The 21,352-nt window shown below is 72.5% G+C and carries 17 protein-coding genes and 1 tRNA gene; 2 read left to right on the top strand and 16 right to left on the bottom strand.

Features of this window, described 5'->3' with window-relative positions; all coding sequences use genetic code 11:
- Positions 1-225 precede the first annotated feature (225 nt).
- The 11 genes from Q8791_RS20610 to Q8791_RS20560 form a co-directional block, all read right to left on the bottom strand.
- The gene (locus tag Q8791_RS20610) at positions 226-2,523 is read right to left on the bottom strand and encodes a heavy metal translocating P-type ATPase (RefSeq protein WP_330093394.1); all 2,298 of its coding nucleotides are present in this window, start codon (positions 2,521-2,523) and stop codon (positions 226-228) included.
- Entirely contained in the window at positions 2,520-2,771 is a 252-nt protein-coding gene (locus Q8791_RS20605) for a hypothetical protein (protein ID WP_330093393.1), read from the bottom strand. The genes Q8791_RS20610 and Q8791_RS20605 overlap by 4 nt, the downstream gene beginning before the upstream one ends.
- Before the next feature lies 1 nt (position 2,772).
- Positions 2,773-2,988, bottom strand: coding sequence for a heavy-metal-associated domain-containing protein (locus Q8791_RS20600; RefSeq protein WP_330093392.1), 216 nt, complete (start codon positions 2,986-2,988; stop codon positions 2,773-2,775).
- Between the two features lie 363 nt (positions 2,989-3,351).
- Positions 3,352-3,951, bottom strand: coding sequence for a GNAT family N-acetyltransferase (locus Q8791_RS20595; RefSeq protein ID WP_330093391.1), 600 nt, complete (start codon positions 3,949-3,951; stop codon positions 3,352-3,354).
- A 173-nt stretch (positions 3,952-4,124) separates the two neighbouring features.
- Entirely contained in the window at positions 4,125-5,624 is a 1,500-nt protein-coding gene (locus Q8791_RS20590) for an alanine/glycine:cation symporter family protein (protein WP_330093390.1), read from the bottom strand.
- A gap of 126 nt (positions 5,625-5,750) precedes the next feature.
- Entirely contained in the window at positions 5,751-6,038 is a 288-nt protein-coding gene (locus tag Q8791_RS20585; protein WP_330093389.1) for a GNAT family N-acetyltransferase, read from the bottom strand.
- Between the two features lie 138 nt (positions 6,039-6,176).
- Complete coding sequence (locus tag Q8791_RS20580; protein WP_330093388.1) at positions 6,177-7,115, bottom strand: DUF5996 family protein; 939 nt, start codon at positions 7,113-7,115, stop codon at positions 6,177-6,179.
- A 94-nt stretch (positions 7,116-7,209) separates the two neighbouring features.
- Positions 7,210-7,962, bottom strand: a complete 753-nt coding sequence (gene narI / locus Q8791_RS20575) for a respiratory nitrate reductase subunit gamma (protein WP_330093387.1) — start codon at positions 7,960-7,962, stop codon at positions 7,210-7,212.
- Entirely contained in the window at positions 7,959-8,888 is a 930-nt protein-coding gene (gene narJ / locus Q8791_RS20570; RefSeq protein ID WP_330093386.1) for a nitrate reductase molybdenum cofactor assembly chaperone, read from the bottom strand. The genes narI and narJ overlap by 4 nt, the downstream gene beginning before the upstream one ends.
- A complete protein-coding gene (gene narH, locus Q8791_RS20565) occupies positions 8,885-10,612 on the bottom strand; it encodes a nitrate reductase subunit beta (RefSeq protein ID WP_330093438.1) in 1,728 nt (575 codons plus the stop codon). Before narH ends, narJ begins: the two co-directional genes overlap by 4 nt.
- Before the next feature lie 80 nt (positions 10,613-10,692).
- Positions 10,693-14,385 (bottom strand): nitrate reductase subunit alpha, encoded by a 3,693-nt coding sequence (locus Q8791_RS20560; RefSeq protein WP_330093385.1) that lies wholly within the window; start codon positions 14,383-14,385, stop codon positions 10,693-10,695.
- Between the two features lie 195 nt (positions 14,386-14,580).
- Between Q8791_RS20560 and Q8791_RS20555 the strand changes: the two genes are divergently transcribed.
- On the top strand, positions 14,581-15,777 hold the full coding sequence (locus Q8791_RS20555; protein WP_330093384.1) for an MFS transporter: 1,197 nt from the start codon (positions 14,581-14,583) through the stop codon (positions 15,775-15,777).
- 169 nt (positions 15,778-15,946) lie between these two features.
- Here Q8791_RS20555 and Q8791_RS20550 read toward each other — a convergent pair whose 3' ends face one another.
- Entirely contained in the window at positions 15,947-16,756 is an 810-nt protein-coding gene (locus Q8791_RS20550) for an rRNA methyltransferase (RefSeq protein ID WP_330093383.1), read from the bottom strand.
- A gap of 347 nt (positions 16,757-17,103) precedes the next feature.
- Positions 17,104-17,178, bottom strand: a tRNA-Asp gene (locus Q8791_RS20545).
- A 107-nt stretch (positions 17,179-17,285) separates the two neighbouring features.
- On the opposite strand from Q8791_RS20545, the gene Q8791_RS20540 reads away from it, so the two are divergent.
- On the top strand, positions 17,286-17,693 hold the full coding sequence (locus tag Q8791_RS20540; protein WP_330093382.1) for an RNA-binding S4 domain-containing protein: 408 nt from the start codon (positions 17,286-17,288) through the stop codon (positions 17,691-17,693).
- Between the two features lie 306 nt (positions 17,694-17,999).
- On the opposite strand, the gene Q8791_RS20535 is transcribed toward Q8791_RS20540, so the two are convergent.
- The 3 genes from Q8791_RS20535 to Q8791_RS20525 form a co-directional block, all read right to left on the bottom strand.
- Positions 18,000-18,785: an alpha/beta fold hydrolase gene (locus tag Q8791_RS20535; RefSeq protein ID WP_330093381.1), complete on the bottom strand. Its 786-nt coding sequence runs from the start codon at positions 18,783-18,785 to the stop codon at positions 18,000-18,002.
- 177 nt (positions 18,786-18,962) lie between these two features.
- A complete protein-coding gene (locus tag Q8791_RS20530; RefSeq protein ID WP_330093380.1) occupies positions 18,963-19,769 on the bottom strand; it encodes a nucleotidyltransferase domain-containing protein in 807 nt (268 codons plus the stop codon).
- 265 nt (positions 19,770-20,034) lie between these two features.
- A complete protein-coding gene (locus Q8791_RS20525; protein WP_330093379.1) occupies positions 20,035-21,324 on the bottom strand; it encodes a DUF418 domain-containing protein in 1,290 nt (429 codons plus the stop codon).
- Positions 21,325-21,352 lie beyond the last annotated feature (28 nt).

The raw sequence follows: 21,352 nt of genomic DNA, 5'->3' as shown, positions 1-21,352 counted from the left end.
CTAGCGGCCCGCCCCAGGGGGCGCGAGACCCGATTCTCCTCCGCCGCGGCGAGAATTGGTGGCGATCTGCTGTTATGCGGAGGGATTTTCCCGAGTCGCCGTCCCCCTCGCACGCGCGGGCCCGCCCCGTTCCCGCGCCCGGACCACCAGGTCGGGCCCCGTGCGCGCGGTGGCGCCCCGCCCTCGGAGGACCTTCTCCGGGCGGGGCGCCGTCGCGCGTCGTCCTCAGCGGGCGGCCGGGGAGGCCTCCGCGTGGTCCGACAGCGGCCGGAACCTGCGCAGGCGCTGGCTGTTGGTCACCACGAACACGCTGGAGACGGCCATGGCCGCACCCGCGAGCATCGGGTTGAGCAGCCCGGCGGCCGCCAGCGGCAGGGCCGCCGTGTTGTACGCGAACGCCCAGAACAGGTTGCCCTTGATGGTGGTGAGGGTGCGTCGGGAGAGTCGGACCGCGTCCGCCGCCGCCCTCAGGTCGCCGCGCACCAGGGTCAGGTCGCTGGCCTCGATCGCCACGTCGGTGCCGGTGCCCATGGACAGGCCCAGGTCGGCCTGGGCGAGTGCGGCGGCGTCGTTGACCCCGTCGCCGACCATCGCCACGGTGCGGCCCTCGGCCTGGAGGCGGGTGACGACGTCGACCTTGTCCGCGGGCATGACCTCCGAGAAGATCTCGTCGATACCGACCTCCGCGGCCACGGAGCGGGCCACCGCCTCGTTGTCGCCGGTCAGCAGGATCGGTGTGAGGCCGAGCTCGCGGAACTGGCGGACCGCCTCGGCGCTGGTGGGCTTGACCGTGTCGGCCACCACCAGCACCCCCCGGGCACGGCCGTCCCAGCCGACGGCGACGGCGGTGCGCCCCTCGGCCCGGGCCGCCTCCAGCGCCCGGGACAGGTCCGCGGGCAGCGCCTGCGACCACTCCTCCAGCAGTGCGACCCTGCCGACCAGGACGGCGCGGCCGTCCACGACCCCCTGCACGCCGAGGCCCTCGATGTTGGCGAAGTCCTCGGGCACGGGCAGGGCGCCCACCCGGGCCGCGGCCCCGGAGGCCACGGCCCGGGCGATGGGGTGCTCGGACGCGTTCTCCAGCGCCCCGGCCAGGCGGAGCACCTCCTCCTCGTCCTCGCCTTCGGTGACGGCCACCCCGGTCAGGGCCATCCTCCCGGTGGTGACGGTGCCGGTCTTGTCGAGGACGACGGTGTCGACGCGGCGGGTGTTCTCCAGGACCTCGGGACCCTTGATGAGGATGCCGAGCTGGGCGCCCCGGCCGGTGCCCACCATCAGGGCCATGGGCGTGGCCAGGCCGAGGGCGCAGGGGCAGGCGATGATCAGGACCGCGACGGCGGCGGTGAAGGCGGCGTCGGCGGGTTCGCCCGTGCCGAGCCAGAAGCCGAGCGTGGCCGCCGCGATCATGATGGCGACCGGGACGAACACCCCGGAGACCCGGTCGGCGAGCCGCTGGACGGCCGCCTTGCCGGTCTGGGCGTCCTCCACCAGCCGCGCCATCTGGGCGAGCTGGGTGTCGGAGCCGACCCGGGAGGCCCGTACGACGAGGCGGCCCCCGGCGTTGACGGTCGCCCCGACGACGGTGCTGCCGGGGGAGACCTCCACCGGCACGGACTCGCCGGTGAGCATGCTCATGTCGACGGCGGAGGTGCCCTCCTCGACCGTGCCGTCGGTGGCGATCTTCTCTCCGGGGCGGACCAGGAACCGGTCGCCGGCGGAGAGGGCCGCCACGGGCACCAGCTCCTCACGGGCGGAGGGCCCCTCCCCGCGCAGCACGGTGACCTCCTTGGCCCCGAGTTCGAGCAGGGAGCGCAGGGCGGCTCCGGCGCGGCGCTTGGAGCGCGCCTCGAAGTACTTGCCGAGGAGGATGAAGGTCGTGACCCCGGCGGCGACCTCCAGGTAGATGTTGGCGGAGCCGTCGGTCCGCGCGATGGTGAACTCGAACGGGTGGGTCATGCCCGGTGTTCCGGCCGTGCCGAGGAAGAGGGCGTACAGCGACCACAGGAACGCGGCGGAGACGCCCAGGGAGACCAGCGTGTCCATGGTCGCGGTGCCGAGCCTGAGGTTCTTCCAGGCGGCCGTGTGGAAGGGCAGGGCGCCCCAGACGATGACGGGCGCGGCCAGGGCCAGGGAGGCCCACTGCCAGTACGTGAACTGGAGGGCGGGGACCATCGCCATGGCGATGACGGGGACCGAGAGCACGAGGGAGACCATGGCCCGGTTCCACAGGGCGGCGGTGGGGTCGGCCGGCTCCGCGGCGGAGGGCTCGGGGTCGGGGCGGGGGACGGTGGCGGTGTAGCCCGCCTTCTCCACCTGCGCGACCAGCTCCTCGACGGTGGCGGGCGGCCCCTCGAAGGACACCCGGGCCTTCTCGGTGGCGAAGTTGACGGTGGCGGTGACGCCCTCCATCCTGTTGAGCCGCTTCTCGACCCGGTTCGCGCAGGCTGCGCAGGTCATTCCTCCGATGGACAGTTCGACCGACGCGGTGTCGGCCGGTCCCGCCGTGGTTCTGCCGCCGCTCATGGGCCCTCCCGGATCTCCTGGCGCTCTTCGTGGTCCCTGGTGGCGTCGCTCGGGCCGTCCCCGTGCTCCGCGTCCTCCGTGTGGTCCCGTCCGCCCGGTGAGGAGCCGTCCCCGCTCTCCGCGCTCCGCGCGTGCTCCGGGGCCTCCTGCGGCAGGACGGGGCCGGCCAGGCCGCCGACCCCGAACGCCGCGGCGAACACGGCCACGAGACCCAGGGCGTAGAGCCCGAGTTTCGCGGTCACGTTCATGTCAGTCACGCACCTCGTAACCGGCCTCGTCGATGGCGGCGCGGATCGACGCGTCGTCGACCGGGCCGTCGCTGGTGACGGTCACCCTCTTGTCGCCGAGGTCGACCTGGACGTCGGTGACCCCGCTGACCCCGCCGACCTCCTCGGTGACGGAGTTGACGCAGTGCCCGCAGGTCATGCCGTCGACCGTGTAAACAGCAGTGGTGGTGACAGCCATTTCGCCTCCTGAGACGTGTGTGGTGTGCCGGTCTCCGTGATGGACCGCTCCGACAGGACTCAATATACCCCCCAGGGGTATGCGCCTGTCAAACGCCCGCCACGGAGCACCTCGGACAGGGCCGCCCGCCGCCCTCGGGGGCAGCACCGTCGACCCCGACGCATCCCTCGGCGCCCAGATTACCCCAGGGGGGTACTCCCATGAGGTGCAACCCCGACCGACACGACGCGAGGCCCCCGCGCTCCGCGCGGGGACCTCGACTCCTCCGCCCCGCGGGGCGGAGGACATTCCCCGCTCCCGGGGACACATGCCCGTATACCCTCCCCCCGTTTCCTCACCGACCGGACCCGGGGCACGAGGGCGCTACTCGGTCTTCAGCTCCAACCGGGCGACCACGCGCTCGCTCAGGTGGTGCCCGCTCAGCGTGAATCCGGCCCTCTGGAACATCTCCACGGTGCCCGTGTAGACCTCGGCGCTGGGGGCGCGACCGCCGACCGTGTCCACCGGATAGGCCTCCAGGACGCGCGCGCCGTTGGTCCGGGCGTACTCGACGGCCCCGTCCAGCAGACGGCTGCCCAGCCCCCGTCTGCGCCGGCGCGGCGGCAGCCAGAAGCACACCAGAGCCCAGACCCCCGGTTCGTCGGGGTCGGCCGGCCGCAGGGAGCGCGACCGGGAGAGCCGGATGAAGTCGTCGCGAGGAGCCACCGACACCCAGCCGCACGGCCCCTCGTCGTCGTAGGCGAGAAGGCCGGGCACCCGGCCGTCCAGGGTCAGACGGCGTAACTCCTCCTTGTTGTCCACTCCGCGCATGGACCGGTCACAGGAGGTGCTCGCCGTGTGGTCCTTGGCCCGCCTGCGGAAGAACGTGCACCAGCAGTGCCCGTACGCTCCGGTCGGTCCGAAAAGATTCTCCAGGTCATCCCACCGCTCGGCGGTGGCGGGCTCGATTGAGACGATGGACATCGGACTCCCTCGACGAGACACACTGGCCGCCACGACTGTGATCCAGCACACTAGCGATTATTCGCCGTGACCGAAAGAACACGGATGCCCTCGATCGAACACTTTCTGGTCATTCATGGAAGAAAGTCCTCAAGTGCGTGCCCGGGGGGCGGATCCGCCCCCCGGTCGCCGGATCACACCTGCGAGCGCTCGGGCTCCTCCGGCCGCAGCACGTCCTCGGGCCCCCAGCACTCCACACCGCGCAGGTCCGGCATCCGGTCCCGGGTGAAGACCGGTTCGATCCCCTGCCTCCGCTGGTCCCGGTAGTCCTTGAGCAGGCGGCAGGCGACCGCCGTCAGCGGCGCCAGCGCCACCAGGTTGACCAGCGCCATCAGGCCCATGGTCGTGTCGGCCAGCGTCCAGATCAGGTCGATCGAGCCCAGCGCCCCCAGGAAGGTCGCCGTCAGGAACACCGCCTTGTAGCCGACCAGGACCCTGCCGTCGCCGGTCAGGTACTCCACGTTGGACTCGCCGTAGTAGTAGTTGCCGAGCACCGACGTGAACGCCACCAGGAAGATGATCAGCGTCATCAGGTGCAGCGCCCACGGGCCCAGCGCGGCCTGGAGCGCGAACTGGGTGAGGTCGCCCTGCAGCTGACCGTCGCCGGCCCCCTCGTAGCCGAGCAGGATGATGAACGCGGTCACCGAGCAGACGACGAGGGTGTCCAGGTAGACGCCGAGCGTCTGGACCAGTCCCTGCTTGACCGGGTGGGAGACCGAGGCGCTGGCCGCCGCGACGGGGGCCGATCCCAGGCCGGCCTCGTTCGAGAACATGCCCCGGCGCACACCCTGGATGACCACGACGCCCAGGCTCGCCGCGGCGAACTCCCGGACCCCGAAGGCGTGCTCGAGGATGAGGACGAACATGCCCGGGACGGCCTGCCAGTTGAGGGCCATCACGACGAGGCCGAGCAGCACGTACATCCCGGCGAAGAACGGGATGAGCGCCTGCGCGGTGTTCGCGATCCGCCGGACACCGCCGAGGATCACCAGCGCGGTCAGGCCCACGAGCAGCACGCCGATGGTCGGCGACAGCCACGGGCCGGTGACGCCGCCCAGGTCCTCTGCGGAGTTCGCGACGGTGTTGGTGATGGTGTTGCTCTGCACCGCGTTGAACACCAGCGGGAACGTCACGATGAGCGTGAGGGAGAAGAGGACGGCCGCCCACTTCTGGCCCAGCCCCCGCTCGATGTAGTAGGCGGGGCCGCCCCGGTACCCTGCCGGGTCCCGGACCTTGTAGAGCTGGGCGAGCGTGGACTCCACGAAGCTCGCGGCGCTCACGACGGCCGCCATCGCCCACATCCAGAAGACGGCGCCGGGCCCTCCCAGGGAGATGGCGATGGACACCCCGATGATGTTGCCCGTGCCGATACGGGCCGCCGCGGAGATCATGAACGCCTGGAGGGAGGAGACGGCCCGTTTGCCGTCGGGTGCGGTCCCGGGTTTGCTCCGCAGGACCCGGAACATCTCGGGGATCAGCCGGATCTGGACGAATCCGGTCCTGACCGTGATGTACACGCTGACCGCCACCAGGAGTGGGATCAGCACCCAGGCCCAGAAGAAGTCGTCGTTGAAGGAGGCCACGGCCTCGGTGAGGCGTGCGTCGAGCGCCGGCGCTGCGTCTGCTGATGTCACGGGGGTCGGGGCTCCTCTGCTCCGGAAAGGACAACCGCCCCCACCTACCCGTGAAATACACCGAATCACCACCCGGAGCCCACGGAGGGGGAATGGTGATGATTCCGTTACTGAGAGTGCGCCACCTCAGCCCTCGTGGACGAGGTCCGCGTAACCCTGGTTCTTCTTGATGTACGCCTGCGCGAACGGGCAGATCGGCACGATCTTCAGTCCCCGCCCGCGGATGTGGTCCAGGGACTCCCGCATGAGCGCGCTGGCCACGCCCTTGCCCTCGAAGGCCGGGTCGACCTCCACGTGGGGCAGGGCGTACACGCCCTCGTCGATCAGGTGGTAGGCGGAGAACCCCACCACCTCTCCGTCGGCGCTGATCTCGTAACGCGACCGTTCCGGCACGTCGACGACCGTCAGGTCCATGACACTCCCCCGCTCACTGCGTCCGCGCACGCCGTGTGCGCGTGATGGGTGGGCCCAAGGGGCCACGTTCCCACACATACCCACCACGCACACTACGGGCTCCGCCCCCGTTCCGGGGCCGCCGGAGGCCGACCGGGTTCAGCGCCCGCCGAGGTACGGGTCGGTGATCCCCCGCGGGCAGGCCAGTGCCTCGATGTCCCATCCGGCCAGGCGGGCGCCGGCCCGATAGGCGCTCTCCAGGAACTCCAGGACGGCGGCGCGCGGGTCCGACGACTTGCGCACGTCGGCGTAGCGCAGCAGCGCGAGGTGCCCGTTGCCGCTGCTCGCCCACTCCGCGGACGGGGGGTTCAGCGGCTGCTCCGTCAGCCCGTCCGGCTCGGGCGAGGTGTAGGAGTAGAAGCAGGGCTCGGGGACGGCGTCGTCGCCGAACCAGAAGCCGAAGCTCACCACCTCCCGGGAGTACGCCTCGCGCACCAGCTGCCCCGCCGCGCGGGGCTGGGGGACGGGGTGCGGGGAGAAGCGGGTGACCGCGATGTCGAACGTGTGCCAGAAGTGGTGCACCGGGCTGGTCTTGCCGGAGAACCCGGCGGCGAACTCCTCCAGCACCAGGCCCACCTGGCTCAGCACCTGCCAGTACCGGGTGGCGTGCTCGGGAACGTAGGTCGCGTGCTCACGGTCCTCCGTGAACGGCCGGCCGGTGTCGGGCAGGTCGAACGGCGTCGCGTGCGCGATGCTGCCGTCCACGCCCAGGCTGTCCAGGGCGGACTGGAGCTGGAGGTAGAACGACGCGACGCTGAGGCCCTGGAGAGGGAAGTCGGCGGTCTGCCCGTCCAGGTTCGACGCGATCAGCCGGTGCGCGACGAAGTCGAAGTCGATGGTGAAGACGGGGTTCCCGTCGACGATCCCCATGGGACGGGTGGTGATCCCCCGGCCCGTGACGTGGAAGGGCACGTTCCACCAGTGGTTGCGTCGCGGGCTGTGGTGCAGGCGGACCTTGCCGACGACCTGTTCGAAGCGGTGCAGGGTCTGCTTGGTGTCGTACCACGATTCGAGCGGGATGGCTGGGAACAGCTCCACGGGACTCTCCTTCTCTCCTTGGCGCGTGTCGGCGTACACGGCCGTTCCGCCCCGGGCCCGGGGCCCGGCTCCTGCGGTGCGGACCGTGCGGGGCTCACCAGCCCCGGCGTGTGGACCGCTCGGCCTGTCCGGCGGCGGCCGGGTGCGGGTCCCGTGTGCGGTAGACGACGTAGGGGCGGAACAGGTAGCCGACCGGCGCACTGAACGCGTGCACCAGCCGCGTGAACGGCAGCAGCGCGAACAGGCCCAGCCCCACCAGCGCGTGCAGCTTGTACGGCGCCTCGGCGGCGGCCATCGCGGCGAGGTCGGGCCGCAGGATCCAGATCGAGCGGAACCACGGCGACACCGTCCGGCGGTAGTCCTGGGTGTGCCCGCCCGCCAGCTCCACCCCGGCGAAGTAGGTCGTCATGCCCAGCCCGGTGAGGATGGCCAGGACCAGGACGACGTACATGAGCTTGTCGTTGCGGGTGGTGGCGCTGAAGACGGGGCCCGTGGTGCGGCGGCGCCAGATCAGCAGGGTGATCCCGCCGAGCGTGCACACCCCCGCCACGAGCCCCAGGCTCAGGGCGGTGACGTGGTAGACGGCGTCGGACACCCCGAGCGCCCGGGTCCACCCCTCGGGTACCAGGAGCCCCACCACGTGGCCGAGGATGACGAAGAGCAGGCCGACGTGGAACAGCGGGCTGCCGATGCGCAACAGCCGCGACTCGTAGAGCTCCGAGGAGCGGGTGGTCCACCCGAACCGGTCGTACCGGTACCGCCAGACCAGCCCGCCCACCACGATCACGAGCACGGCGTAGGGCAGGACGCCCCACAGGATCAGGTCGAGCGGGCCGATGCCGTTCACGGCCGCCCCCCTGCGCCGTTCGCGCCGTCGGGTCCCGGCGTGTCCCGCGCGGACGGATCCGACGGCCGCGGCCCCGGCACGGGCGGCGTCCCGGCGCCCGGACCGGCCCCCGACGGAGCGGTCCCGGGCGGGACCGCGCGGCCCTGTCCGGAGACGTCGGTCAGCGGCAGCGGGACCCGGACCCCGTACGGCTCCAGGCCCACGTCCTCCGCGGGCGGACCCTGGGCGGCGAGCCGCCGCACCGCCTCCCGGTCGTCCCTCCGCTGCGGGGGCAGTGTCATGCGGACCGCGGCGACGACCCGCGCGTACGGGGTCCCGTGGGCGCGCAGCGCCTCCCACAGCAGGTCGAGGCCCGGCCGGAAGCGCAGCAGCAGGGACCCGCCCCTGGCGGCGTCCCCCCGCGCCGCGAACTCCAGGAGGACCGCCAGGTGGTCGGGCAGCTCCCCCTCGGTCACCGACCACCCCGACTCGGTGTAGACCCGCTTGACCTCGGCCAGCGCGTGCCCGCGCCGCCGGGTGTCGCCGTCGGTGTAGTAGGTCATGTGCAGCGAGCGGCGCCGGCGCAGGTCGAACACGTCGACGTAGTGCTCGCACAGTTCCAGCTCGGGCGTGCTGGAGGCGTGCTCGCAGAACTCCTGGAGCTCGGTGCGCACCGAGCCCCTGGGCAGTTCGGCGACCGCGCGCGCGACCAGTGGCAGGCGCTCGAAGAAAGCCTGGTCCGGGTAGCCCAGGAGCACGGACGCCACCTGGTGGGTGACCGCGATCCTGTGGGTGCGGCGGGCGGACCGGCCCGCGCCGAGCCAGCCCGGACCGCGCGGCGCGGGGATCCGGGGCGCGTCCGCTCCCCCGTCGGCCGTCTCCCGGCCTCCTCCGGTCGCGCCGCCGACGTTCCCGTCCGCTCCGTCCGCATCGGTGGTGGTGCTCATGCCTGACCCCCTTCACGCGGTGCGGGGGATCCGCCCCCGTCACCGCCGTCGGTGTCGTCGCCGTCCCCGCCCGGTCGGGGCGGGAAGAGCCCGTCGGGCCGGCCGTTGCCGTCCCAGTTGAGGAGGTTGACGCGACCGTCCGTGCGGTCGCGGCCCTCCCCCTGTGCCGCGCCGCTGGACTGGCGGGTGCGCAGGGCGTGGAAGGTCTCCACGGACGCGGCGTCCGGGCGGCCGGACGCCTCACCGAACGGCACGTCCCCCATTCCGCCCATCCCGGGCCCCCCGTCGAAGTCGAGACTGCACCCGACCTCCTCGATGACCCCCCGGTCGGCCTCGTCCACCCCGTAGGCGGTGGGGACGACGTAGCGGTCGTCGTACTTGGCCAGGGCGAGGAGCCGGTACATGTCCTCGATCTCGGCGCCGGTCATGTCGACGGCCGCCGCGATGCCCTCGTCCCGTTCCTGTCCGAGGTTGACGCGGCGCATGTAGGACCGCATGGCGGCGAGGCGCCGCAGGACCAGGTCGACGGGGCCGGTGTCCCCCGCGCTGAACAGCTCCGCCAGGTACTCGATCGGGATGCGCAGGCTGTCGATGGCGCCGAACAGGTTGCCGGCGTCCTCCCCGTCGTGGCCGGTGGAGGCGAGCGAGTCCACCACGGGCGACAGCGGCGGGATGTACCAGACCATCGGCATCGTCCGGTACTCCGGGTGCAGCGGCAGCGCCACCCGGAAGCGCTTGGCCAGCGCGTAGACGGGTGAGCGGGCGGCGGACTCCACCCAGCGGTCGGGGATGCCGTCGCGCCGGGCCGCCGCGCGCACGGCCGGGTCCGACGGGTCCAGGAACACGTCCAGCTGGGAGCGGTACAGCTCCTTCTCGTCCTCCACCGCCGCCGCCTCGCCGACCCGGTCCGCGTCGTAGAGGACGACACCGAGGTAGCGGAGCCTTCCCACGCACGTCTCGGAGCAGATGGTGGGCATGCCCACCTCCACCCGCGGGTAGCAGAACGTGCACTTCTCGGCCTTGCCGGTCTTGTGGTTGAAGTAGATCTTCTTGTACGGGCAGCCGGTCACGCACATGCGCCAGCCCCGGCAGCGGTCCTGGTCGACGAGCACGATGCCGTCCTCGACCCGCTTGTACAGGGCGCCGCTCGGGCAGGACGCCACGCACGTCGGGTTGAGGCAGTGCTCGCAGATGCGCGGCAGGTAGAACATGAAGGTCTCCTCGAAGGAGAACTTCACCTTGTCGCCGAGCTTGCGCACGACCGGGTCGTGCCGGGCCAGCTCCGGGCCGCCCCCGAGGTCGTCGTCCCAGTTGGCGCTCCAGGTGACCTGCATGGGCTCACCGGTGAGCGCGGACCGGGGCGAGGCCACCGGGAAGTCGTCGCCCAGGGGTGCGTTGAGGAGGGTGTCGTAGTCGTACGTCCAGGGCTCGTAGTAGTCCTGGATGGACGGCATGACGGGGTTCGCGAAGATCGTCGCGAGCCGCTTGATGCGCCCGCCCGCGCGCGGCACCAGGTGGCCCCTGGCGTTGCGGACCCAGCCGCCCTTCCACCTGTCCTGGTCCTGGTAGGTGCGCGGGTACCCCTGGCCGGGGCGGGTCTCGACGTTGTTGAACCAGGCGTACTCGACTCCGCTGCGGTTGGTCCACGCCTGCTTGCACGTGACCGAGCAGGTGTGGCATCCGATGCACTTGTCGAGGTTCATCACCATGGCGACCTGGGCCATGACCCGGCCGATGGCGCGCTCCCCACGCGCACCGCCGGTCCCGGTCCCGTGCGCCCGGCCCGTGTCCTTCCGGTGTGCCATCAGTACCGCACCTCCGTGGTCCGCTTGCGCACGACGGTGATCTCGTCGCGCTGGTTTCCGGTGGGGCCGAGGTAGTTGAACGCGTACGAGAGCTGCGCGTACCCGCCGATGAGGTGCGTCGGTTTGACCAGGAGCCGGGTGAGCGAGTTGTGGATGCCTCCGCGCCTGCCGGTCGTCTCCGTCTTGGGGACGTCGATGGTGCGCTCCTGGGCGTGGTGCATGTACACGGTGCCGACGGGCATCCTGTGCGACACCACCAGGCGCGCGGCGACCACGCCGTTGCGGTTGACCGCCTCCACCCAGTCGTTGTCGGAGGCCTCGATGGCGGCGGCGTCCTCCACGCTCATCCAGATGGTCGGTCCTCCCCGGGAGAGGGTCTGCATGAGCAGGTTGTCCTGGTACTCGGAGTGGATGGACCACTTCGAGTGCGGGGTCAGGTAGCGGACCGTGACCTCGCGCCGGCCGTTCGGGCCGATCCGGGGCTCGCCGAACAGGCGGCTGATGTCGAGCGGCGGACGGTACACGGGGAGGGCCTCGCCGAACTCGTGCATCCAGTCGTGGTCCAGGTAGAAGTGCTGGCGTCCGGTCAGGGTGTGCCAGGGCTTGTCGTGCTCGACGTTGATCGTGAACGGCGAGTAGCGGCGGTCCGCGGCCTCCTTGCCCGACCACTCGGGGCTGGTGCCCACCGGCGTGGGGCCCCGGCGGGCGTCGTCGAAGACCACGCGGCGCTCGGCCGAGTGGGCCGACAGCTCGTCCATGTCGGTTCCGGTGCGGGCCGCCAGTCGCGCGAAACCCTGGGCGGCAAGGCGGCCGTTGCTGGTGCCCGAGAGGGCGAGGATCGCCTCGCATGCCTTGACGTCGGTGTCGAGGGAGGGCCGCCCGTCGGCGACGCCGCCGCGCACGGTCCCGTTGCGTTCGCGCAGCCACTCCACCTCCTTGTCGGGGGTGAAGGAGATCCCCTTGACGGGAAGCCCCTTGGACTCCGTCAGCGGGCCCAGGGCCGCCATCTTCTGCGCGACGGCCGAGTAGTTGCGGCGCACGGGCACGATGGCGGGCATGGTCCGTCCGGGCACCGGCCGCTCCCCGTTCGCCTTCCAGTCCGTCGGGACCCCGCGCGGCTGGGCCAGCTCGCCGGGGGTGTCGTGCTGGTGCGGGACCGCCACCAGGTCGGTGACCTCGCCCAGGTGGACGGCGGCGAGGGTGCTGAAGGCCTTCGCCAGTGCGTGGAAGGCGTCGAAGTCCGTGCGGGTCTCCCACGGCGGGTCGATGGCCGGGTTGAACGCGTGCACGAACGGGTGCATGTCCGTGGTGGACAGGTCGTGCTTCTCGTACCAGGTGGCGGCGGGAAGGACGATGTCGGACAGCAGCGTGGTGCTGGTCATCCGGAAGTCCATCGACAGCAGCAGGTCGAGTTTGCCCTCGGGGAGCTCCTCGCGCCAGGTGACGTCGCGCGGCCGGTCGTCGGGCCCGGCGGGCTCCGCCTGGAGGTTGGAGTGGGTGCCCAGCAGGTGCTTGAGGAAGTACTCGTTGCCCTTGGCGGAGGAGCCGAAGAGGTTGGACCGCCAGACGGTGAGCGTCCTGGGCCAGTTGGCGGGGTCGTCGGGGTCCTCGGCCGCGAAGCGCAGGGTGCCGTCGGTGAGCTGGCCGGCGACGTACTCGCCGGGGTCCTGACCGCGCTCGGCGGCCTCCCGGCCGAGGTCGACGGGGTTGCGGTTGAACGTCGGGAAGGACGGCATCCAGCCCATCCGGGCCGAGGCCGCCACCAGGTCGGCGGTGTGCATGCCCCGGACGCGCCCGGGCCCCAGCGGCGAGGCGAGGGCGTCGGCGCGGTAGGTGTCGTAGCGCCACTGGTCGGTGTGGGAGTACCAGTACGCGGTCCCGGCCATGAAGCGCGGCGGCCTCGACCAGTCCGTCCCGGAGGCGTAGGCCGCCCATCCGGTGGCGGTACGGCACTTCTCCTGGCCGACGTAGTGCGCCCAACCGCCCCCGTTGACGCCCTGGCAGCCGGTGAGCAGGAGCAGGGACAGGAAGGCGCGGTAGGCGTTCTCCCCGTGGAACCACTGGTTGGTGCCCGCCCCGAGGATGATCATGGCCCGGCCCCCGGAGGCCTCCGCGGTGTCCGCGAACTCGCGGGCGATGCGGGCCGCCCGTTCGGCCGGGACCCCGGTGACCGCCTCCTGCCAGGCGGGGGTGCAGGCCTCGGAGGGGTCGTCGTAGCCGGTCGGCCAGGTTCCGGGCAGGCCGTCGCGCCACACCCCGTACTGGGCGAGGAGCAGGTCGAAGACGGTGGTGACGAGGCGGTCGCCGACCCTGCGGACCGGGACGCCGCGGGTGGCGACGTCGGCGGAACCGGTGGGGGTGTCGAAGCGGGTCAGGGCGACCTCGGCGGCCTCACCGCCCACCTCGTAGAAGGTGAGGGCGGGCGTGCGGCCCTCCAGGTCGAGGTTCCACCTGCCCACGCCCTCCTCGCCCCACCGGTCGCCGATGGTGCCGTTGGGCGCGACCGGTGCGTCCTCGCCGTCCGCCCAGATCACCGGTTTCCAGTCGGCGTTCTCGCTCCGGGACTGCTCCCGGTCGGGTCCGAGGTCGGACGCGGTGAGGAACTTGCCGGGCACCAGGCGGCCGTCGCGGCTCTCCAGGGAGACCACGAACGGCAGGTCGGTGTACCGGCGGACGTAGTCCTCGAACCGCGGCGTGGTCCGGTCGACGAACCTCTCCTTGAGGATGACGTGGCCCATGGCCATGGCCAGCGCCCCGTCGGTGCCGGGGTGGGGGGCCAGCCACTCGTCGGCGAACTTGGTGGCGTCGCTGTAGTCCGGGGAGACCACGACCACCTTCTGGCCCCGGTAGCGGGCCTCCGCCATCCAGTGCGCGTCGGGGGTGCGGGTGACGGGGACGTTGGAGCCCCACAGGACCAGGTAGGCGGCGTCCCACCAGTCGCCGGACTCGGGGACGTCGGTCTGGTCGCCGAACACCTGCGGCGAGGCCACCGGCAGGTCCGCGTACCAGTCGTAGAACGACAGCATGGAGCCGCCGACGAGGTTCACGAAGCGGGCGCCCACCCCGTGCGAGACCATCGACATCGCGGGGATCGGCGAGAACCCGGCGACGCGGTCCGGCCCGTACCGCTTGATGGTGAATACGTGGGAGGCGGCGGCGATCTCCAGGGCCTCGTCCCAGGTGACCCGCACGAGGCCGCCCTTGCCCCGCGCCCGCTGGTAGCGGCGGCGCCTGACCGGATCGGTGGTGATCTCCTCCCAGGCCGCCACCGGGTCCCCGAGGCGCCCGCGCGCCTCCCGGTACATCTCCACGAGGACACCGCGCGCGTAGGGGTAGCGGACACGGGTCGGAGAATAGGTGTACCAGGAGAAGGCGGCACCTCGCGGACAGCCGCGGGGCTCGTATTCGGGGCGGTCCGGGCCGACGGAGGGATAATCGGTGGCCTGCGTCTCCCAGGTGATGATCCCGTCTTTCACGTACACGTCCCAGGAACACGAACCGGTGCAGTTCACGCCGTGGGTGGAACGCACGACCCGGTCATGGCTCCAACGGTCCCTGTAGAAGACGTCACCGTCGCGGCCTCCGTGCCTGACCTGTGCGCGGACACCGTCGAGCGGCTCCGCCCGGACCAGGCGGCTGCCCATCCGGAGAAGGGCGTCCCCGGCACCGCCGCCTTTGCTGTTTTCCGCCATTCAGGAGACACCTCGTTTAACAGCTCATTGCCGCGCATGGCATTTCGGAGTGTTTCCGGAGTCCATCACCCACCACATTCCGTTAATGAATATGCCTTCTCCGGCGGGGAAGTCACGTATCCCACACCGGAAGGGGTGACAATCGCGGCTGAACGGGACACAGCAGGCCTGGTCGACAGGACGTGAGGAGCCGCGATGAGAGCGCAAGTCGGGGAGCGGTCCACCCGCTCGGGAACAGCGGGCGCCAACCTCGCCCTGGCCACGGCGGCGTTCGCGCTGACGTTCTGGGCCTGGAACCTCGTCGGTCCTCTGTCGCGGACCTACACGCAAGAGCTCGACCTGACACCGACGCAGACCTCGATCCTGGTCGCGTTCCCGGTGCTGGTGGGCTCCCTGGGGCGCATCCCGGTGGGATCGCTGACCGACCGTTACGGCGGCCGGCTGATGTTCACGGTCCTCTGCTTCGTGAGCATCGTGCCGACCTTCCTGGTGGGGGTCTCGTCGGCGTCCTACGGCATGCTGCTGCTCTGGGGCTTCTTCCTGGGGATCGCGGGCACGTCGTTCGCCGTCGGGATCCCCTTCGTCAACGCCTGGTACAAGGCCGGGCGGCGCGGCTTCGCCACGGGCGTGTTCGGAGCGGGCATGGGCGGCACCGCCCTGTCGTCGTTCCTCACCCCCCTGCTCGTCGAGACGCTGGGGATCCTCACCACGCACCTGCTGATGTGCGCGGCACTGGCGGCGATGGGCGCGGTGATGTGGGTGTTCAGCCGGGACGCGCCCGCGTGGAAGCCCCGGACGGAGCCCGCCCTGCCGGGGATGCGCGCCGCGCTGAAGTTGAGGGCGACCTGGCAGGCGTCCCTGCTGTACGCGGTCGCCTTCGGCGGGTTCGTGGCCTTCTCCACCTACCTGCCGACCCTGCTGACGATGTCGTACGACTACGCGCAGACCGCCGCCGGGCTGCGCACCGCCGGTTTCGCGGTGGCCGCCGTGATCGCCCGGCCGATCGGCGGCATCCTGTCGGACCGGATCGGTCCGGTGAGGGTGTGCCTGGCCTCGTTCGCCGGCACGGGCGTGTTCGCGATCGTGCTGGCCCTGCACCCGCCCGCGGAGTTCCCGGCGGGCGCGGCGTTCGTGCTGATCGCGCTGTCGCTGGGGCTGGGCACGGGTGCCGTGTTCGCGCTGGTCGCGAAGTTGGTCGACCCGTCCAGGGTCGGTACGGTGACCGGTCTCGTGGGCGCGGCCGGCGGCCTGGGCGGCTACTTCCCGCCGCTGCTGATGGGGGTGGTCTACCAGGCGACGGGCGCCTACACGCTGGGCTTCGTGCTGCTGGCGGCGGTCTCGCTGGCGGTGGCCCTGTACACCTCCCGGGCCTTCCGCGACGTGTCCGCCTGAGTCCGCCCGGCAGAGCCCCGGCCGGACCGCGCCCCTGCCGCGTCCCCACCGGCTCCGGCCCGCCGCAGCCTGCCGTGACCGTGTGAGCACGGCGGGGACCGGCGGCGATACCCGCCGTGGGGGCACGGTCGCCCGGAGGGGAAGCGTGCCGGGCGCCCCGGTCCGGTCGCTACGGGGCGATGTCCCGGGCTCGGACGAGGGCGGCGGCCCGGTTGCCCACCTTGACGCGCTCGAGCGCCCGTACGCCCTCCGGCAGGGAGATCCGCCTCGTCCTCGCCGTCACCACGACCACGGCGTGCTCGGGCAGGACCCGTCCCAGGGACGCCAGCATCGCCCGCAGGGGCTCTCCGCCCCCGCCCCCGCCCTCTCCGGGGCGGAACGCCCGGCCGTCCCCGCCGCCTGCGTCATGCCCCGCGGACCCGTCGCCCGCGCCTCCCGGGACGTCGCCCGCCCAGGAGGTCATCTCGCCGTAGGGCACGTCGGTCACCACCAGGTCGGCCTCCACCGGCTCCCGCAACGCGAACACGTCCCCGACGACCGCCTCGTGCGGCAGGTCGCCGCCCATGGCGGAGAGCCCGGCGGCGAGGTCCCGGGTGGACTCGGCGCGCTCGACGAACTCCGGGCGCCCGAAGTCGCGGGCGGAGCGGCGGAGCTCGTCCTCCCGCTCGGCGAGGCCCTCCGCGGAGAGCAGGCGGAGGTTGCGGGCCGCCAGGGCGACGGCATCCGGGTCCACGTCGCTCGCGCGGACCCGCGTGAGCCGGTCCCGGTGCAGGAAGCCCAGGACCGTGACCAGGTAGCCGCTGCCGCAGCAGGGGTCCCAGAGGCGCACGCGCTCCTCCTTGGTGTGCACCATCGCCCGCTGGAACAGTTCGCTGGCCATCCGTACCGGGAACCCCGGGAAGCCGGGCGCGGACCGCAGCACCTGCCCGCTCGCCAGAGCCGAGTGGTCGGTCCGCTCAACGGCGTACCGGTAGCTCACAGTGCCCCTGCCCTTCCGTGTCCTGCGTCTTCGGCGTCCTGCCCGCGACACCCGGGGGCGGCCTCGACCGGCCCCGGCACGGGTCTCCCCCGCCTCCGCGGTGCGGAACCGCGGGACAGCGGTCCGCATGGCCGCGCACGGAGTTCGCGGCGGACAGCCCGCGCGTAGACCACCATGTTCTCCCAGGTCAAAGGGGCACGAAGGGCGGCTCGCCCCGCGGGCCGGAGGATCCGACCGGGTGTCCCGGTTGGGGATCCGGGACACCCGGTCGCCGGTCACGGCCCGGAACCCGGTACGGCCGTGGAACGCCGAAGGCCCGGTGTCCTGGGACACCGGGCCTTCTCATGCGGTCCTGACGGGATTTGAACCCGCGGCCTCCACCTTGACAGGGTGGCGAGCACTCCTAACTGCTCCACAGGACCTCGTTGCTGGTACAACTCTAGCGCGACTTCGGAGTACTTCGTACCGGCATCCCCCTAGAGTGGCTGGCATCCGCTTCACCCCCGACGAGACCCCGAGAGGACCCGGCGTGAACGAGTCACCGGCACCCCTGCCACCCGGACCGGAGAGCACCCGGGTCGACCGCTGGCTGTGGGCCGTGCGCCTGGTCAAGACCCGTGCCGACGCGGCGCAGGCCTGCCGCGGCGGGCACGTGCGCGTCAACGACCGCCCCGCCAAGCCGGCGTCCCCGGTCAAGGTCGGCGACGAGGTGCGGGTCCGCCTGCACGGGACCACGCGGATCGTGGACGTCGGCCACGTCATCGAGAAGCGCGTCAGCGCCCCGGTCGCCGTCCGCTGCTACGTCGACAACACCCCCGAGGCTCCCCCGGAGGCCAACCTTCCGGTCATCCGGCGGGACAGGGGCGCCGGGCGCCCGACCAAGCGGGACCGGCGCGTACTGGACCGGCTCCGCACGGACTTCCCCCCGCCCGCCTGACGCACGGCGGCTCCGCGGCCTGCGCGGTCCCCGCGTCGGACCGCGACGCGGGCGCCCGTGCGCCCGGAGGAGGCCCGGGACGGCGCTCCCCTGCCGGGCACGCGGTGGGCTCGGGCCCCGCTAGGGCGTGTTCTGTGGATGCTTTCGGTTGACTCGGCGCTTGCGCCGATCGACGCGAGCGGCTTCCAGGCCATCTCTCGCAAGACGAGTAGCGCAGGTCAGCCCGGGTTTGGCTGTCCAAGCGCAGTCGGCGCAGCGAGAGGCAGCCTGGGGGACGCGAGCCCGGAATGATCCGCGGAACGCGGCCTAGAGCGGGTGGCCCGCCAGGAAGTCGAGCACCTCGCGGGTGGCCTTCGACTCGTCCTCGTGCAGGTACCCGTGGCGCATGCCCGGCAGCACGAGCAGGCGCGCGCCGGGGATCCGCTCGGCCAGGAGGGCGGCGTTGCCGACCGGCGTCAGGTCGTCGTCCTCACCGTGCACGACGAGGGTCGGCGCCTGGATGCGCGGCAGCAGGTCCCAGCCGTCGTACCCGGTGCTCGCCCCGAAGTGCAGGCGCTGGGCGCGCAGCGGTCCGTGGGGGAGGATGCGGGTCACCGTGTCGGGATGGGCGGACGCCCACGCGGGCGAGTAGAACAGCTCGGCGATCGCGTCCCGCCCGGCCGCGGTGTTGGCCCTGCGCAGCGCCAGGGTGGACGACGCCGGGCGCTCCACCTCGTTGCTCCCGCCCGGGCCGGTGGAACCCAGGACGAGCGCGCCGAGGCGGTCGGGCGCCGAGGCCGCGAACGCCTGGGCGACCTTGCCGCCCATGGAGAACCCGTAGACGTGGGCCCTCGGGATCTCCAGCGCGTCCAGGACGGTCAGGGCGTCCCCCGCGAACAGCTCCAGGTCGTAGGGCTCCCCGAGGGGGGCGTCACTGCCGCCGGTGCCCCGGAAGTCCACCCGGACGACCCGGTGCCCGCGCGCCAACCCGCCGCGGACCCCGTCCCACATCCCGTGGTCGAGAGACTGCCCGTTGAGGAGCAGCAGGGGATCGCCCTCACCGAGGGCGTCGTACCAGATGCGGGTTCCGTCCGCCGCGGTCACATGGCTCACGGGTCCGGACCCTACCCGATGTCGCGGGCGGAGGCCGTGGCCCTCGTCACCCCTGGCCCGAGGGGCCGTACCGGTGGTGCCCGTCGCGCCGGAGGGGCGCCGCGGTCGGCGTGCTCCCCGCCGTCGACCGCCGCGCCCGGGACCCGCCTCCGAGGCCTCCCCGCACCGGCCCAGGGGTCAGGGGCGGGGCGCCTTCTCCCCGTGCACCGCCCTGTACTCGGCGGCGAGCCAGGGCCCCAGGCCGTCGATCAGCGCGGACAGTGTCCCGGGGTCCCCCGAGGGGGCGCGCCCCTCGGCCGCCGCCACCCGCATCGGGGCGAGCCGCTCGGGATGGTAGCGGCCGAAGATCTCGGCGGACTCCCCCAGATCACTTGTCCAGCCGCCCCAGAGGGGCATGACCAGGGTGAACCCGGCGCGGACCAGACGGCGGCCCACACTGCGTCCGAGCGCGGCGCGCTCGTCCGCGGTCTCCGCCCGCGCGGCCCTCTCCCGCCAGCGCGGCAGGACCAGGTGCAGGTCCCCGTTGGTCTCGCGGGCCAGCAGGGACGTGGGGCGGTAGCGCGGCAGCCGGTCCGCGAGGTCCTCGCCGAGGAGTGGCGTGCACAGGCAGGCGAGGAAGAACCCGAAGTCGTGCCGTTCGCGCTCGCTGAGCGCGTCATGGACCGATCCCGACAGGATCCCGACCCCGTCGACCTGGTCGAAGGCGGCGTCGAGGTCGGCCTCCATCCTCCTGGCCGCCGCGCGCTGCTCCTCGGTCACCGCCTCGCGGAACACCAGTTGCAGGTCGAGGTCGGAGGTTCCGGGGACGGCGGTGCCCCGGGGGACGCTCCCGTAGAGGTAGGCGCTGTGCAGGGCGTCGCCGAACCCGGCGGCGATCCGGGCGCGGGCGGCCTCCACCACCGGGGCGAAGGCCGGGGCGACCCGTGCCGGCGAGCCCTCGCGCGCGATCGTGCCGTCCGGATCCAGTCCCCGCGTGTCGTCCATGGACGCACTGTGCCGCACGGAGGCGGACACCGCGACCCAATTCCCCCTCCCCGCACCCCGGGTCCGTCCCGGACACGGAGGACGCCCGGAGCCTGTCGGCCTCCGGGCGTCGCCTGCGCCCATCACGGGGTGGGGGCGGGGACGGTCCGCCGGGCTTCCGCCTCCCGGGTGTGCCTACCGGCCTCCCCGGACCGGCTCGGCATCCCGGGTGGCCGGCTCCGTGGGCGTGGGCGCCTGTGGTGCCGGGGCTCCGCGGGCGCCTCCGTCACACCTGCGCCGGCGCCGCGTCGGGCGCGGCCGGGCTCCGGCGGCTCGTCCTGCGGTAGGTCAGCTTCCGCAGCAGGACCTCCGCCGGTCCGCGCCTGCCCGAACGGTCCAGCAGGTACGCGGCGACGACGGTCAGCAGCCAGGTGCCCACGGCCACCAGCACCGCCGTCCAGCTGGACAGGTGCACCCCCAGCCCGAGGCCCCAGGCCGCCAGGAAGGGCGCGAAGACCAGCGACTGGGCGAGGTAGCCGCTCAGGGACCGGCGGCCGAGGGAGACCAGCGCCTGGACCGGGAGGGACCACCGGCCCCCGCGGGCAGCGATCCGGTGCGCGACGAGCCCGAACAGGGCGGCGTAGCCCACCCCGGCGAAGATGCCGGTGTAGAAGTGCACCGAGGCGAGCGCCGAGCCGTTCGCGAGGTCGAGGACACCGATGTGCTGGAGTCCCAGCGCCAGTCCGGCGATCCAGCCGACGGCGATGCCCAGGACGGCGACCCGGCGCAGCAGCGGCAGGTGGCGCTCCGGCTCCTCCAGGAACCGGTGCCGTGCCGCGAGCACGCCGATCAGGAACACGGTCGGCAGGGCGAGGCTGATCAGGCCGGAGCCCAGGGCGAAGACCCAGGTGGGGAAGCGGATTACGGCGGAGAGCAGGTAGCTCGTCTCGGCGATGCTGGCCCTCTGCATGTCGGCCGCCGTGACCGCGGACACGGCGTCCGGCGTCGCGAGGGCCGCGATGACCGACACGAGGGTGAACAGGGCCCCCAGGGCCAGCAGGACGGCCAGCCAGATCTTGAGGGTGCGGTCGCTGCGGTGGAAGAAGAGCGGGACCATGATGAGGCCGATGAGGCCGTAGGTGCCGAGGATGTCGCCCTGCCACAGCAGGAGGGCGTGTACCGCTCCGAAGGCGAGCATCCACAGGTGCCGTGTCCGCAGGATCCCGCGGACGTCCTTCTCACTCGTTCCGCGCGCCTTCTGCCGGGCGTACATCTGCCCGATCCCGTAGGCGAAGAGGAACCCGAACATCGTGTGGGTCCGGGCGTCCACCACCATCAGGGACGCGACCTGCGCGACCCTGTCCGCGAGGTTGCCGTCGGCGGGGTGCAGCATGGCAAGGCCGGCGGGGGCGTCGTAGAGGAACCACGGCACGTGGGCGAGCGCGATCAGCAGCAGCATCATGCCGCGTGCGAGGTCGGGGGCGAGGGCGCGTTCCGAGACCGGCGTCGAACGCACCGGGGCCTCGGCGGGAGCCGGTGGCTCCGGGGCCGTGGCTTCGGAGTGGGCGGTCGTCATGCTGGCGGGTTCCTTCCCGTCGGCGGTC

Origin of the sequence: Nocardiopsis codii (assembly GCF_036327455.1) — a bacterium.
Classification (GTDB): Bacteria; Actinomycetota; Actinomycetes; order Streptosporangiales; family Streptosporangiaceae; genus Nocardiopsis; species Nocardiopsis codii.
This window is presented reverse-complemented; position numbering and strand designations above follow the sequence as displayed.